At 65.4% G+C, this 14518-nt stretch carries 11 protein-coding genes; 4 read left to right on the forward strand and 7 right to left on the reverse strand.

Features of this window, described 5'->3' with window-relative positions; genetic code table 11:
• The first annotated feature begins 144 nt into the window (after positions 1–144).
• The 3 genes from OG285_RS17115 to OG285_RS17125 all read left to right on the forward strand — a co-directional run bounded on the left by OG285_RS17115 (position 145) and on the right by OG285_RS17125 (position 3251).
• On the forward strand, positions 145–1221 hold the full coding sequence (locus tag OG285_RS17115; protein WP_356826915.1) for an AAA family ATPase: 1077 nt from the start codon (positions 145–147) through the stop codon (positions 1219–1221).
• Positions 1218–2324, forward strand: a complete 1107-nt coding sequence (locus OG285_RS17120) for a ParB/RepB/Spo0J family partition protein (RefSeq protein WP_371791454.1) — start codon at positions 1218–1220, stop codon at positions 2322–2324. Before OG285_RS17115 ends, OG285_RS17120 begins: the two co-directional genes overlap by 4 nt.
• A 309-nt stretch (positions 2325–2633) precedes the next feature.
• Positions 2634–3251: a GNAT family N-acetyltransferase gene (locus tag OG285_RS17125; protein WP_356826781.1), complete on the forward strand. Its 618-nt coding sequence runs from the start codon at positions 2634–2636 to the stop codon at positions 3249–3251.
• A gap of 86 nt (positions 3252–3337) precedes the next feature.
• On the opposite strand, the gene trxA is transcribed toward OG285_RS17125, so the two are convergent.
• The 7 genes from trxA to OG285_RS17160 all read right to left on the reverse strand — a co-directional run bounded on the left by trxA (position 3338) and on the right by OG285_RS17160 (position 12802).
• Entirely contained in the window at positions 3338–3685 is a 348-nt protein-coding gene (gene trxA / locus OG285_RS17130) for a thioredoxin (RefSeq protein WP_356826782.1), read from the reverse strand.
• 48 nt (positions 3686–3733) lie between these two features.
• On the reverse strand, positions 3734–4708 hold the full coding sequence (gene trxB, locus OG285_RS17135; protein ID WP_356826783.1) for a thioredoxin-disulfide reductase: 975 nt from the start codon (positions 4706–4708) through the stop codon (positions 3734–3736).
• Between the two features lie 106 nt (positions 4709–4814).
• Positions 4815–5708 (reverse strand): hypothetical protein, encoded by an 894-nt coding sequence (locus tag OG285_RS17140; protein ID WP_371791455.1) that lies wholly within the window; start codon positions 5706–5708, stop codon positions 4815–4817.
• Positions 5705–6418, reverse strand: coding sequence for an RNA polymerase sigma factor SigM (gene sigM / locus OG285_RS17145; RefSeq protein WP_371791456.1), 714 nt, complete (start codon positions 6416–6418; stop codon positions 5705–5707). The genes OG285_RS17140 and sigM overlap by 4 nt, the downstream gene beginning before the upstream one ends.
• A 24-nt stretch (positions 6419–6442) precedes the next feature.
• The gene (locus tag OG285_RS17150; protein WP_356826786.1) at positions 6443–8176 is read right to left on the reverse strand and encodes a protein kinase family protein; all 1734 of its coding nucleotides are present in this window, start codon (positions 8174–8176) and stop codon (positions 6443–6445) included.
• A 128-nt stretch (positions 8177–8304) separates the two neighbouring features.
• Positions 8305–10461 (reverse strand): murein biosynthesis integral membrane protein MurJ, encoded by a 2157-nt coding sequence (murJ, locus tag OG285_RS17155; protein WP_356826787.1) that lies wholly within the window; start codon positions 10459–10461, stop codon positions 8305–8307.
• Between the two features lie 46 nt (positions 10462–10507).
• Complete coding sequence (locus OG285_RS17160) at positions 10508–12802, reverse strand: DUF6049 family protein (RefSeq protein ID WP_371791457.1); 2295 nt, start codon at positions 12800–12802, stop codon at positions 10508–10510.
• 182 nt (positions 12803–12984) lie between these two features.
• Here OG285_RS17160 and OG285_RS17165 point away from each other — a divergent pair, with 182 nt between their 5' ends.
• Entirely contained in the window at positions 12985–14427 is a 1443-nt protein-coding gene (locus OG285_RS17165) for a CCA tRNA nucleotidyltransferase (RefSeq protein WP_371793555.1), read from the forward strand.
• The last annotated feature ends 91 nt before the right edge of the window (positions 14428–14518 follow it).

Raw genomic sequence — 14518 nt, forward strand, 5'->3', positions numbered from 1 at the left:
CGCTCTCTGCTGCATGGGATCATCAGTCGCAGTCGCGCGGCCTCCACGCCGCGTGATCGTAGGCCCTTTGGGGCCACAGAGTTGTCCACAAAGGTGGATTCATCCACAGAAGAACATGCCTCGCTGGTTCACAACCCCGAAAGCATGACAGGCTCTGTGCATTGCGAGCCTGAAGTCGAGGAGAGTGAATCCTTGCGGTCCGACGCCAACATCGCGGGACCGATGACCGATCCGGTCCCCGGTCCCCGTACCGAGTCGGCGGTAGAAGATGTTTCACGTGAAACACCGCCGCCGATGGACGACACCCCTATTGGTCGCGCTGCCCAACTGGCTGTAGAAGCTCTCGGTCGTGCCGGAGAAGGCCTGCCGCGGCCGGAGCAGACGCGCGTCATGGTGGTCGCCAACCAGAAGGGCGGCGTCGGTAAGACCACAACAACGGTCAACCTTGCCGCCTCGCTCGCGCTGCATGGCGCTCGTGTGCTGGTGATTGACCTGGATCCTCAGGGAAACGCCTCCACGGCACTGGGGATTGACCATCACTCCGAAGTTCCATCGATCTACGACGTTCTGGTGGAGAGCCGGCCGCTCTCCGAGGTGGTCCAGCCCGTTCCCGATGTCGAGGGTCTTTTCTGTGCCCCGGCCACCATCGATCTCGCGGGTGCTGAGATCGAGTTGGTGTCCCTCGTGGCCCGGGAAAGTCGCCTACAGCGGGCGCTCCAGGCGTATGAACAGCCACTGGACTACATCCTCATCGACTGTCCGCCGTCCCTGGGCCTGCTGACCGTCAACGCGATGGTGGCGGGCGCGGAGGTGCTGATCCCGATCCAGTGTGAGTACTACGCACTTGAGGGGCTGGGACAACTGCTGCGGAATGTCGACCTGGTCCGCGGACATCTCAACCCCGAGCTTCATGTATCGACGATTCTGCTCACCATGTACGACGGCAGAACTCGTCTTGCCTCGCAGGTCGCAGATGAGGTGCGCAGCCACTTCGCTCGCGAGGTTCTGAAGACCAGCATTCCACGGTCGGTTCGTATCTCGGAGGCCCCGAGCTACGGGCAGACAGTGCTCACCTATGACCCGGGGTCCAGCGGTTCGCTGTCATACCTTGAAGCAGCTCGTGAGATCGCGCTGCGGGGCGTCGATGTGCACTACGACGGCCGGCACGCGCAAACGGGCAGTCACAACAGTCAGCAGAGCATGTCGGAGGGGATCCAGTGAGTGAGCGACGCAGGGGGTTGGGACGTGGGCTCGGTGCGCTGATTCCCGCCGCACCGCAGGAGAAGGTGGGGCTCGCAGGTGCCGAGGCATCTTCCTCTGCCGGGACTGCACCAGTGATGACAGCCGAACGAGGTGTGGCGGCAGCGAAGCTGGCGGCCTTGCCCGCCGGAGCTGCTTCACGGGAGTCCATTGTTCCTGCGCAGGAGTCGGTGCCCGTAGCCGAGCATGTGGAGCCTGCGGGCGCCTACTTCGCCGAGTTGCCGCTGGATGCGATCACTCCCAACCCGCGTCAGCCGCGTGAGGTGTTCGACGACGACGCTCTTGCTGAGCTGGTCTCCTCCATCAGGGAGGTGGGCCTCCTGCAGCCTGTCGTCGTACGTCAGGCCGGTACTGAACGCTTCGAGCTCATCATGGGTGAGCGGCGCTGGCGGGCCTGCCGCGAGGCTGGTCTGGAGCGCATCCCGGCGATCGTCCGCGCCACGGACGACGAGAAGCTCCTTCTGGACGCGCTGCTGGAGAACCTCCACCGGTCACAGCTGAACCCGCTTGAAGAGGCCGCGGCTTACGATCAGTTGCTCAAGGACTTCAGCTGCACACACGATCAGCTCGCTGACCGGATCGGTCGCTCGCGGCCTCAGGTGTCCAACACGCTGAGGCTGTTGAGACTGTCACCCCCGGTGCAGCGCAGGGTCGCTGCTGGAGTTCTGTCCGCAGGACATGCCCGGGCACTGCTGTCGGTGGACGACTCCGAGGAGCAGGACCGATTGGCGCACCGCATTGTTGCGGAGGGTCTCTCGGTACGTGCGGTCGAGGAGATCGTCACGTTGATGCAGTCCCGTCCGCAGAACGCTCCGAAGGCCAAGGGGCCGCGGGCCGGGGCGCGGTTGTCGCCGGCACTCTCAGATCTCGCCTCACGGCTCTCGGACCGTTTCGAGACGCGGGTGAAGGTCGATCTTGGTCAGAAGAAGGGGAAGATCGTCGTCGAGTTCGCTTCGATGGATGATCTGGACCGAATTCTCGGATCGCTTGCTCCCGGTGAAGGACGAGTTCTTGAGAAGCGGCTCGCAGACGCAGCCGAAGCCGTCGAGGAGGATGAGAGCTGAGTCTGCGGTTGGGATCTGTTCAATAGGACGGGGCGTGTCCGGTAGGCCGGAACACGCCCCGCCTTTGCTTTCTCACGGTATCCGTCCGATCGCCGGGATGGATACGATGCGTTTTGGTATGGCGCATCCACCTTGATCCATCGCGGAGGGAAAGCAGGGGCCCATGCGAACGGTGAACCGCAGCCAACTGGTGACTGCTGGGCTGGGGCTGGGAGTGCTCGGCGGGTTCGTCGGCAGCCTGCTCAGGGAGTGGTGCGTGCTGAGTGCCGCTTACGAAGCGGCGGGTGAGAGAAGTGAGGAACACCGTTCATGGGGCGTCGGCTTGTACCGCTCACGCTGGACAACCTTCCGGACCTTCCCAAGCGTTGCCGTTCATGTGTCTTCTGGGAGCTCGATCCAGTCAGTGGGGAAGCCGCGATAAAGGCTGGCACGCCGGAGCTGGAGAAGGAAGCCTGGATCTCTGCCGTGCTGCTGGAGTGGGGTTCCTGCGGCAGGGTCGTCTATGTCGATGACATGCCGGTGGGCTTCGTTCTCTACGCTCCGCCCGCCTATGTGCCGCGCTCACTGGCCTTTCCGACGAGCCCGGTCTCTCCCGACGCCGTGCAGCTGATAACCGGGTGGGTCACGCCTGGGTACCAGGGGCAGGGTCTGGGGCGGGTGCTGGTCCAGACAGTAGCCAAGGACCTGCTGCGGAGGAACTTCAAGGCAATCGAGGTATTCGGCGACGCTCGGTGGAAGGAGCCCGCGTGTCTACTCCCCGCCGATCATCTGTTGGCGGTCGGGTTCAAGACGGTTCGACCGCATCCGAACTACCCCAGGCTACGTCTTGAGTTGCGTACAACTCTCTCTTGGAAAGAAGACGTGGAGCTTGCCCTGGACCGCCTCTTGGGTGCAGTGAAGAAGGACCCCGTGCTGCGTCCGTTGTGAGGATCGCTCTCACAGAGGCCACCGCAGCACGAAAACAGGGGCCGCCCTCACGGGCGGCCCCTGTTTCACGTGAAACATAGGTGACGTCAAGCCTTGATGGCCTCGTCACCGATGAAGCCCTCAAGGTCGCGGACGATCGCTGCCTTCGGCTTCGCGCCGACGATGGTCTTGGCCACCTCGCCGCCCTGGTAGACGTTGAGCGTCGGAATGGACATCACGCCGTACTTTGCGGCGGTGCCAGGGTTCTCGTCGATATTGAGCTTGACGACCTCGATGTGGTCACCGTACTCGGCTGCGATTGCCTCGAGAGACGGAGCGATCTGGCGGCACGGACCACACCAGGCGGCCCAGAAGTCGACCAGTACGGGCTTGTCGCTCTTGAGGACATCCTGCTCGAAGGAGTCGTCAGTCACGTTCTTCAGGGTGCCGGCCACGGCGGGCTCCTCTTTCTTCACGGGTGTTCGGGATGGGGAATACGGTGATCAGATGCTGGCGATCTTCTCGGGCTCTGCGGCCTTCTCGCTGTCGGCCAGGGCCGAAAGGAAGCGCTCGGCGTCGAGCGCAGCGGAGCAGCCCGTCCCAGCAGCTGTGATGGCTTGCCGGTAGGTGTGGTCAACGACGTCACCAGCGCCGAAGACACCATTGAGATTGGTCCGGGTCGAAGGTGCATCGACCTTCAGGTAGCCCTCGTCGTCCAGGTCGAGCTGGCCCTTGAACAGTTCGGTGCGCGGATCGTGGCCGACAGCGATGAACAGGCCCGTCACCGGCAACTCGGAGGACGCTCCAGTCTTGGTGTCGCGCAGCGTCAGGCTGGTGAGCTTCTGCTCGCCGTGGATCACAGCCACCTCACTGTCCCAGGCGAACTTGATCTTCGGGTCGGCGATGGCACGCTCCTGCATGGCCTTGGAGGCGCGCAGGGTGTCCCGCCGGTGGACGATGGTGACGGACTTGGCGAACCGGGAGAGGAAGGTGGCCTCCTCCATCGCGGTGTCGCCGCCGCCGACGACGGCGATGTCCTGGTCCTTGAAGAAGAAGCCGTCGCAGGTGGCACACCAGGAGACGCCGCGTCCGGAGAGGGCGTCCTCGTTCGGCAGGCCCAGCTTGCGGTGCTGAGAGCCGGTCGTGACGATGACAGCCTTGGCCCGGTGCACAGTGCCGGCCGTGTCGGTGACGGTCTTGATCTCACCGGCCAGATCGACGGCCACGATGTCGTCAGGAACCAATTCGGCACCGAAGCGCTCCGCCTGGGCGCGCATGCTGTCCATCAGGTCCGGTCCCATGATGCCGTCCTGGAATCCGGGGAAGTTCTCCACCTCAGTGGTGTTCATGAGTGCACCACCTGCGGTGACTGCACCTTCGAAGACCAGCGGCTGCAGTGACGCGCGCGCGGTATAGAGCGCGGCGGTGTAACCGGCGGGCCCGGAGCCGATAATGATCACGTTACGGACGTCGCTCACGGGTTTCTTCCTCGTCTCTGCGGACTGCTTGGTGCCTACTGGGGCCAAGTCCAGCGGACTCTCACCCCACCCAACGGATCCTACGGGGGATGCATTCCCGTGAGGGTCAGCCGCGGGGATAGACGTGGGTCAGGAGCACCTTGCCGCGCGTGGAAGGCGTGGAATGGACGCATGCCGCGTCTACGACATACGCCTGGACCCGGGTGCTGTCGGTGGGGTGCGGCAGCACGACGAGGAAGGCATCGGAGCCCTTGTAGGTGCCCTTCTGTGCGGCGATCGCACCCTCGGCACGTCCTATGCCTTTCTCGACACAGGACGGCACGGCGACGTCGAGCCCGTTCTTGAGCGTTGTCGGGCCGGAGTCCATGTGGACCGATGGTGCCCTCTTCTCCTGTGGGGAGACCGTGGACGCCGTGGCGTCCGAGGCAAGCAGGGAGTGCACCTGGCTCCGCAGAGCGGCATCGACGAAGACAGGTGTCCCCCCTCGCTTCGATGTCTTTTCCGCAGCACTGCTGTCACCGCTCGACGTGGTGGGCGCCGACTGCAGGAAGAACACACCGATACCGATGACTGCTGCACCGAAGGCCGCGCTGAGGGCAGCGACGTGACGTCGACGCGCCGTACGAGTTCGGCCGGGGCCTGTAGTGGCCCGCGGATGCCCTGATGGGCGTTTACCGTAAACGGGTTCCGTGCTCCGGGATGGGAGCGATGTTTCACGTGAAACATGTACGGCTTCCTGCGGTGTGGCCTCGACCGGAGACTCCGCGGCCAGAGCCGCATCGATACGCTCCGCGATGTCGGTCGGCATGAGAACCGGCCCGGCCTCTGTAGTGAGTAGCTCCTGAATCTCCTGGAGAGAGCTCCGGACATCGGAACAGGGTGAACAGGTATCGATGTGCTGCTGAATTTCCGCTGCGCGGGACGGCACAACGAGGCCTTCAGTGAGATCGGCGATCTCCGAGACATCGGGATGCTGAGACGTGTCGGCCGCCGATGTCATGCGCGTCCACCTCCGCCCTTCACTGCAGCAGGATTCTGTGGTCCCGCGTCCTTCGGTCTTGACGCAGGTGGGACGGATGCTCCCGGCATCCGGTTCCTTCCTGCGTCGGCCATGTTGTCCTCGCCTGCCCCCGCCGACCGGGGGCGCAGATGGGCGAGGAGTGGCAGGAGTCTCGCCCGGCCTCGCGCACAGCGACTCTTCACGGTGCCGCTAGGTACATCGAGGATCTGGGCGGCTTCCGCCACGGGATAGCCCTGCATGTCGACGAGAACAAGGGCGGCGCGCTGTTCCGCGGAGAGGGTGCCCATGGCTTTGATGAGTTCGCGGCGCAGATCCTTGCGTTCTGCTGGTGCCTCAGCGGATTCATGGGGCTCGAGGAGCTGATCCAGGCGTTCCGTATCGTCGACGGGTGAAGTCTTCCGTGTCGCAGCCTTACGGACTCGGTCGAGACAGGCATTGACCGTGATGCGGTGCAGCCAGGTGGTGACGGCGGACTGGCCACGAAAGGTGTGGGCGGCGCGGTAGGCGGAGACCAAGGCATCCTGAACGGCGTCAGCAGCCTCTTCGCGGTCGCCGAGCGTGCGCAGGGCAACGGCCCAGAGACGGTCTCGGTGGCGGCGTACGAGCTCACTGAAGGCGTCGGTGTCGCCAGCGACGTGGGCAGCCAGCAACTCCTGGTCGTCGGCGGTACCGAGCGCGGTGTCGTCCAACGGTGAGCCCTCCCCTGTCCCTGGTCAGCCGGAGAACTTCACATCCGTTATGGCCTGCTTGTAACCCGCGTCGCTGTACTGGTCGCCGGGCGAGTCCGGCATAGCCGTGATCCAGACCAGCACATAACGCGTGTTCACCGGTTTGTCTGCCTTGAAACGCGCTGTGGTGCCGTCGGTGGACGTAGAAGTGATCTTCTTCATCGAGCTCAGTGACGCGGAGGACGACATCGAACCCGCTGCGTACAGGGAAATCGCGGTCTCGTTCCCCGAGTAGCGCAGCCCTATGGAGGCAGCCGATACGTCCTTCGCGGAACCCAGGTCGTAGACGATTCCCACACCCTGCTTGAAGGGGGCCAGCTGGGGGCCGTCCCTGAAGGAGTAGGTGCGCCAGTAGGTCGAGCTGTCACCGTCGTAGGTGTTCCCGACATCGGCGGGATGCTGGGCCTTTCCGTCCGGGTAATACTCTGCTGCGTCCTTCACCGAGAGCGGCTGGAGGGCCTTCTGCTCGGCCGTGCCGTTGTTGTTGCCGTTGTTGGTCTGGTTGGTGCCAGTATCGCTGGAGCCCTTGTCCCGGTGCAGGAGAGTGTCGGCGAGCTGCCAGCTGCCCAGACCCAGTGCGGCGATGAGTAGCGCTGAGACTGCCCACTTGAGCACCTTGCCGGTGCGGCCCTGGAGCGGCGGCGGAGGAGCAGCCACCGGCTGGACCGGCGCCACCCTGGCGCCCGTCGCTGGACGGCCGTAAGTGCCCTGCTGGTAGTTCGTCCGCTGGTACTCGGGTGGCGGGGTGTAGGCAGGTTCCGGCGGCCGGATCCGCGGCATGGCGGAGACGGCCTTGGCGAGCTCGTCGGGGGTGGTGCAGGGGGGCTCCTGGCGGGACGCGGTGGCGCCGTCGTTGGCCAGGGCGCGCATCGCGATCTCCGCGAGATCGCGGTTGACGCCGGCCCGTACCTGGTCCGGGGGGATGAGGCCGACGCCCTTGGGTAGTCCGGAGAGACCGTAGGCGTCGGTTTCGTAGGGCCAGCGCTGCGTCAGTGTGGCGTACAGCAAGGCGCCGATGGCTTCTGTGTCGGTCCGCTGCGGGGTGTCGGAGGTGATGCCGCGCAGGGCTGCGTTCACCGCGAGGCCACGGATGCGGTACTGGCCGGAAGACGTACGCAGGACAGCGCTGGGCGTGAGCCTGAGGTGGGACAGGCCCTCGCGGTGCGCGGCCGCCATGGCCTGCGAGACCTGGCTGACGAGCTGGTAGGCGTCGTGCGCCTCCAGTGGGCCGGAAGCGAGCAGCGCGGTAATTTCCGTCGCGTCGGGCAGCCATTCGTGCACGACATAGACGAGATCGTTCTCCTCGACGGCGTCCAGGACCTGCACGAAGCGAGGGTCGCCGAGGAGGGCCGAGGACCGGGCGGCCGCGAGCACGGCGCGGGCTCGGGGGTGATCAGCAGGGAGCAGATGCACACCGACCGCGCGCCGGAGCTTCTCGTCGACCGCGCGCCAGCTGCTGAACCCGTCCAGACGGGTGACGCACTCCTCGAGCCGGTAGCGTCTGGCGAGCTTGTGCCCGCTATGGAGCTCGGGCGCTGCTGCGGGCTCTGTCGGCTTCTTCTCGCTCTCTTCGTCCTGGGGGCCTTCACCGGCCGTGGTGTCAGCCGTTTCCTGAGGTTCCACCCTGCCGTCGGCCGTGGCCTTGTCCGCCTTGGCGGCCAGCGGCTTCTCGCCACTGTTGTCAGCCACGTCGACGGCAGCCGTGCTACGTTCCGCCACCGTCGTTCCTGCCTCCCCATCCGTTGCGCGCTGTCGGCCAGTCTGCAAAGCCATGCCAATTGTGCCCACAGTCCGGCGCTATGCACGACACGCGGCGTCGGACGATGGTTGTGCGATCCGTTCGGTGCCTAGCGGCCCAGGCGCCCGCGCACCATGGCAACCATTGAGTTGAGCTCGGCGATCCGCATGCGCTTCGCAGCGATGAAGAACACGCCGAGAAGCACGGCGCCACCGACGATCAGTGCTGCCAGCGAGCCCAGCACGCCCACCCCGAGCACCCGGACAATGCCGAATCCGACAGCTCCGCCGATGACGGCCCCCGGGAGGGAAGCCAGAGCCAGGCGGGCGTACGTACGAAGGATGTGCGTCCCGTCCAGGTCTCCGCCCAGACGGTTGCGCAGCCTTCGCCAGGCGATTCCGACACCGACCGCGTAGGCCAGGCCGTAGGAGGCGGCCATGCCGACCACTGCCCACTGGGAGGGGAGAACGACGTAGCAGAGCGCGGAAGCCGCAGCATTGACTGCGGCGACGATGACGGTGTTGTAGAAGGGGGTGCGGGTGTCCTCGTACGCGTAGAAGCCACGCAGGACGACGTACTGGACCGAGTAGGGGATCAGGCCGAGGGCGAAGGCCATCAGGACGTAGCCCATGGACTCGGAGGCCTGTACGCCGCTGGAGGCGAAGAGCAGGGTACAGACCGGTACTCCCAGGGCCAAGAAGGCGAAGGAGACCGGAACGATCGCCACGGCGGAGTTCCGCAACCCCTGTGAGATGTCGTCGCGGACCGCGCCGACATCTCCGTCATTGGCGGCACGGGAGATCCGCGGCAGCAGTGCGGCCATGACCGAGACGGTGATGATGGCCTGGGGCATGCCCCAGATGAGCTGGGCGTTCGAGTAGGCCATGATGCCCGCGCCGGACCGTCCGGAGTCCTTGCCCGCGGCGGTGGCGAGCTGGGTGACCACCAGGACCCCCGCCTGGTTGGCGAGGACGAACAACACCGTCCACTTGGCGAGCTTCATGGCCTTGCCGAGACCGTGTCCGCGCCAGTCGAAGCGCGGGCGGAAGCGGAAACCGGCCTCACGCAGGTACGGGATCATCGACAGTGCCTGCACCGTCAGGCCCAGCAGGGTGCCGATTCCGAGCAGCCGTACCCCGTCCGCGGGGATCGTTGTCACCTTCATGTGGGAGTCGGCAGCGGTGCCGTAGACCCAGATGAACAGTCCGAAGGTGAAGATCATGACGATGTTGTTGAGGACCGGGGTCCACATCATCGCGCCGAACTTTCCGCGGGCGTTCAGGATCTGCCCCATCACGACGTGCACACCCATGAAGAAGATGGTGGGCAGGCAGTAGCGCGCGAAGGTGACGGCGACGTTGTTGGCTGCCGGGTCGTCGGCGATCGGCAAGGACATCAGCCGGATCAGCAGTGGGGCCGCGAAGACGGCAATACCGACGATGACGCCGAGGGCCACCATGACGACGGTGAGCAGACGGTTGGCGTAGGCCTCGCCGCCGTCGTCGTCCTCCTTCATCGAACGCACCAGCTGCGGTACGAACACGGAGTTGAGGCCGCCGCCCACGGTCAGGATGTAGATCATCGTGGGCAGCGTGTAGGCCACGGTGAAGGAGTCGCCGAGCGTTGCCGCACCGAGTGCGGCAGTGATCACCATGGTGCGTACAAAGCCGGTGAGGCGGGAGACCAGGGTTCCCGCAGCCATCACCGCGCTCGACTTCAGCAGACCGGATGCTCCGCCCGACTTCTCCGGAGGGGTGGGTGCGGGCTCCTGCGGCCCTCCGGGCGGCGGAACCGGGGCGGCCCCCTGCTGGTCCCGGAAGAGATGGGCGAACGCGTCCGGCTGTTCCGGTTCGTCGGCGGCCTGGGTTACCAGGTCGTCGACTCCGACGAACTGGGTCGTCGCGTCATCCCCGTACGGGAGGTAGCGGGACGGGCCCCCCGGCTCTGGTGCGGGGGTCTGTGCCCATACCCGGGGGTCCGGTGGGTACTGCACGGTGGGCGGCTGCTGGTACATCGGCTGGGGCTCGGTGTAGGTACCAGGAGGAGGCGGAGGGTGGGACGCACGGTCGTAGAGCGCCTCCGCCACCGGGTCCTGGGCACCGAGATCGTGCGCCCCGTACGGGTCGTAGCTGTAGGCGTCCTGGACATACGGATCCTGGGCAGGCTGATGGTGGCCCGACGCGGGGGGCTCGGGGGGCGTCCCACCGGAATACGCAGCCCCGCCCCCAGCATCCTGGTCACGGTCACCGTCGTACGGCGCGTTCATTGGTTACCCCACCTCATCGTCCCCGGCCGGCCGGCCACGACATCGCTCAACGGTCCACTTTCTCACCCGTGCCCGACCCGTTGCCGTTTTCCGCTCCGGTGTCCGCCTCCGGGTCACTCGGCTGCTCCGGGTCACCGTCTCCGGCAGCGGCCGCACGAGCGGCGGTCCGCTTGCGATGCGTGTACATCCTGATTCCGGCGAGTACCAGAAGCAGCAGACCGCCGGCGATCACCAGCATGACCGTCAGTGTCATCTCCGAGACTGTCACTGTGAAGGGCATTGCCTTCGCAGTGCCGTACGGCGTGCCGTCCTCGGTGAAGAGCTGGGCGTACACCCTGACGGGTCCGTTGGCGTTGATCGACGTCGTGAACTTCACCGTCTGGCTGTGACCGCCCGCGATCTCCAGAGGCTGCTCGGCGACGGCTGCTTTGTCGTCGCCCAGCTGCAGACGGTTGGGACTGGTCGAGCGCAGCTTCAGCACCAGGTGTTTCACGGGCTGAAGCAACTTGTTCTGCACGGTCACCGGAATCGTCGCACTGCGTCCGGACAGTGTCATGTCCGACTTCTGGACGATCTGCACTTCGCCGGTGAGGCTCAGCAGATAGGACTGGACCCCGGATCGGTATGCGCTTGCTCCCTTGGCATCACCGCGCCACGAGGTCGCCATGGACCGGTCCATCGCGTTGCTGAACGGTGTCACCACCCGGTCCGGCTGGCTGAGGATGATCTTGAAGTTGTCGAGGGTGGACTGCGTGGTCCTGACGTCCTGGAACGCCTTTACCGGCAGTTCCTGGCGGCGCAGGGATGCTGGGTACGCCGATGAGCTCGGCACTGTCGTGGTCGCGTCGGGGTCGGCCTTGGCCTTGGCCGCATCGATGAGATTGAGGGGCTGGGTCCAGCGGTTCTCGTCCACTGTGCGCAGTGCGCTTGCCATCGACTGTGCCTGGCTGACAGAGGGCATCCGCTGTGGGGCGACGACGATGCTGCGCTGCTTGGACGGCTCCTGCAGGGTCAGGGCCAGGGACTGGGCGAGGTAACTCTGCACCGCGAGGGTGGAGGCGCCCGCCTCGGCCATGTCGCCCTGGAAGGCATGAGACAGCCGGGCGTCGGAAACCACTGCCGTGGTGCCACCGCCGATGGGGCGGGCCGCTGTGGGGGTGTACGGCAGTCCGGCCGTCTCTCCCAGGCTGTCGCTGCTGGTGATCACATTGTGAGCACCAGCAGAGGTGGCCACATCAACGATCGAAGGGTCGATCGCGCCACTGGCAGGCCACGCGAAATCGGTGGAGGCCTTTACATGCAGGATCGTCTGCACGGTTTTACCGGCGATCTCGGTGGCCGACTGGAGGTGGCTGAGCGCGCCGGGAACGTTCTTGCCGTGGTGTGCCAGGGAGGCGAGATCGGGGTCCGCGAACGGCAGCGCGACCACCTTCTGGCCCTTTACCGCGTCCTCCAGGTCGCTCAGCCATTTCTTGGCGACCGCCTGGTTCTTGCCGGCGATCTGAGTGTCTCCGACCTGGATCTGATAGTTCCGGGTCATCGCGTCGACGCTCGCCAGCAGATCCGGGTCGATGACCCAGGTGACCGGCAGGGAACGGCCCAGCGAGACCATCTGCTCCAGTCGGCCACCGGGCGCGAGCTCTTCCGCCAGGTCGTCGTTCTCGAAGACGGGGGTCTGCTGAGCGTCGGCGCTGGTCTCGGCTCGCAGATGGATCTTCGAGATGAGCGGCCACATCGAGGTGATCTGTGTCTTCTTGCTCTGTGGCGCGGGCTGCCAGGGCAGGAAGGTCCGCTGGATGCCGAGCACCTGCTCGTACGGGGCGCTGGGCGTCCGGCCGGTCAGGGAGACACCGAGCTGGTAGACCCCGTCCGCACCGAGGTTCAGTTTGCTCACGGGGACCGAGATCGAGAAGTCCTCGCTGATCCCCGCCGGCAGCTTCGCGAACTTCGCCGTGTACTTGCCGCCCACTTCCCGTGGGTCCGCGCCCGTCAGCTCCGAGGAGTGCTTCGCCGCGTCATCGATGGCGGATCTGCCGGCCAGACGCGGTCCCACGCGGACACCGACGTGGGCATCGGTGACGGTCTCCTTGCTCTTGTTCGTCACCGTGCCCGTGATGGTGACGGTGTCGCCCTTCACAGGCGCGCTGGGTGACAGCGCATCGAGACTGACGGCTACGGCGCCGCCGCTCTGTGCGGTGACGGCGGCCTGCGCAGGGGCCGCTGCCGGACCGTAGAAAAGGCCCGCCATGAGCGTTCCACCGGCGAGCAGCGACGCTGTGCGCCGCAGCCACCGGCGGGCAGGAGAGGGAGTCATCTCCTGGAAGTGTGCCGCCTCGGCCACGCGCTTGCCCGTCCCTCGTCTTCGTCAGCTGATTCGGTGGTTCTCGGTTTCTGCGTCCACGCATGGTAACGATGTGCCCTGGGCCTCAGTGCCGCGGACTGCTCCACATGATCAGAAGAGTGGGCGCAGCTGCCGGGAAATCGGGACGCTCCGGTCGGCACGGGCACGTACCCTTTTCTGTTGTGCCGAACGCCAATGATGACAATCCCAGTGCACTGAGTCAGGTGCAGCACCGCGCGGTCACCGAACTGCTACGGGTGTCCCCGGTCGCAGACGACCTTGCCCGCCGTTTTCAGGAAGCCGGGCACAGCCTGGCACTGGTCGGAGGATCGGTCAGGGACGCACTGCTCGGCCGGCTCGGCAATGATCTGGACTTCACCACCGATGCTCGACCCGACGACGTACTGAAGATTGTCCGGCCCTGGGCTGATGCGGTGTGGGAAGTCGGAATTGCCTTCGGGACGGTCGGCTGCCAGAAGGACGGCTATCTGATCGAGGTCACGACGTACCGCTCGGAGGCCTACGACAGGACTTCGCGCAAGCCCGAGGTGTCATACGGAGACTCCATCGAGGAAGATCTTCTTCGCCGTGACTTCACGGTCAATGCGATGGCAGTCGCTCTTCCCGGGAAGACATTCATCGATCCGCACGGCGGCCTGGAGGACCTTGCCGGCCGGATGCTGCGTACCCCGGGTACGCCTGAGGATTCGTTCTCCGATGACCCGCTGCGCATGATGCGGGCAGCCCGGTTCGCGGCTCAGCTGGACTTCGAGGTCGCACCTGAGGTTGTCGCCGCGATGACCGCGATGTCCGAGCGCATCGGGATCGTCTCGGCGGAGCGCGTACGTGACGAGCTCAACAAACTGCTGCTCTCCGCGAGCCCGCGTAAGGGCCTCGCTCTGCTTGTCGACACGGGCCTTGCCGCATGGGTGCTTCCTGAACTTCCCGCGCTGCGTCTGGAGAGTGATGAGCACCACCGGCACAAGGATGTCTACGAGCACTCACTGACCGTGCTGGAGCAGGCCATCGACCTGGAGCAGGACGGTCCTGATCTGGTACTCCGGCTGGCAGCCCTTCTCCACGACATCGGGAAGCCGAAGACGCGCCGCTTCGAGAAGGACGGTGGCGTCTCCTTCCATCACCATGAGGTGGTGGGCGCGAAGCTGACCAAGAAGCGTCTGACCGCGCTCAAGTACTCCAATGACATGGTCAAGGACGTCACGAAGCTGGTGGAGCTCCACCTGCGTTTCCATGGCTACGGGACAGGGGAATGGACCGACTCGGCTGTGCGGCGCTACGTACGTGATGCCGGGCCACTGCTGGAGCGGCTGCACAAGCTGACGCGGTCTGACTGCACCACACGTAACAAGCGCAAGGCCAACGCACTCTCGCGGGCATACGACGGCCTGGAGGAGCGCATCGCACATCTGCAGGAGCAAGAAGAGCTGAACTCGATCCGTCCTGACCTGGACGGCAACCAGATCATGGAGGTTCTGGGTGTCGGGCCGGGGCCGGTCATCGGCAACGCCTACAAGTTCCTGCTTGAGCTGCGGCTGGAGAACGGGCCGATGGAGTACAGCGAAGCGGTGACAGCGCTCAAGGAGTGGTGGGCCGCGCAGAACTGAGGTCATGTTTCACGTGAAACATGATGGACGGTACGGCGAAGGGGCGGTGTTTCACGTGAAACACCGCCCCTTCGCGACCCACCTGCTGCGG

Source organism: Streptomyces sp. NBC_01471, from assembly GCF_041438865.1.
Classification (GTDB): Bacteria; Actinomycetota; Actinomycetes; order Streptomycetales; family Streptomycetaceae; genus Streptomyces.

Coding starts and splice junctions, on each gene's coding strand:
- OG285_RS17115 (WP_356826915.1), top strand. CDS start 145: ATGACAGGCTCTGTGCATTGCGAGCCTGAAGTCGAGGAGAGTGAATCC.
- OG285_RS17125 (WP_356826781.1), top strand. CDS start 2,634: ATGGGGCGTCGGCTTGTACCGCTCACGCTGGACAACCTTCCGGACCTT.
- OG285_RS17140 (WP_371791455.1), bottom strand. CDS start 5,708: ATGACATCGGCGGCCGACACGTCTCAGCATCCCGATGTCTCGGAGATC.
- murJ (WP_356826787.1), bottom strand. CDS start 10,461: ATGAACGCGCCGTACGACGGTGACCGTGACCAGGATGCTGGGGGCGGG.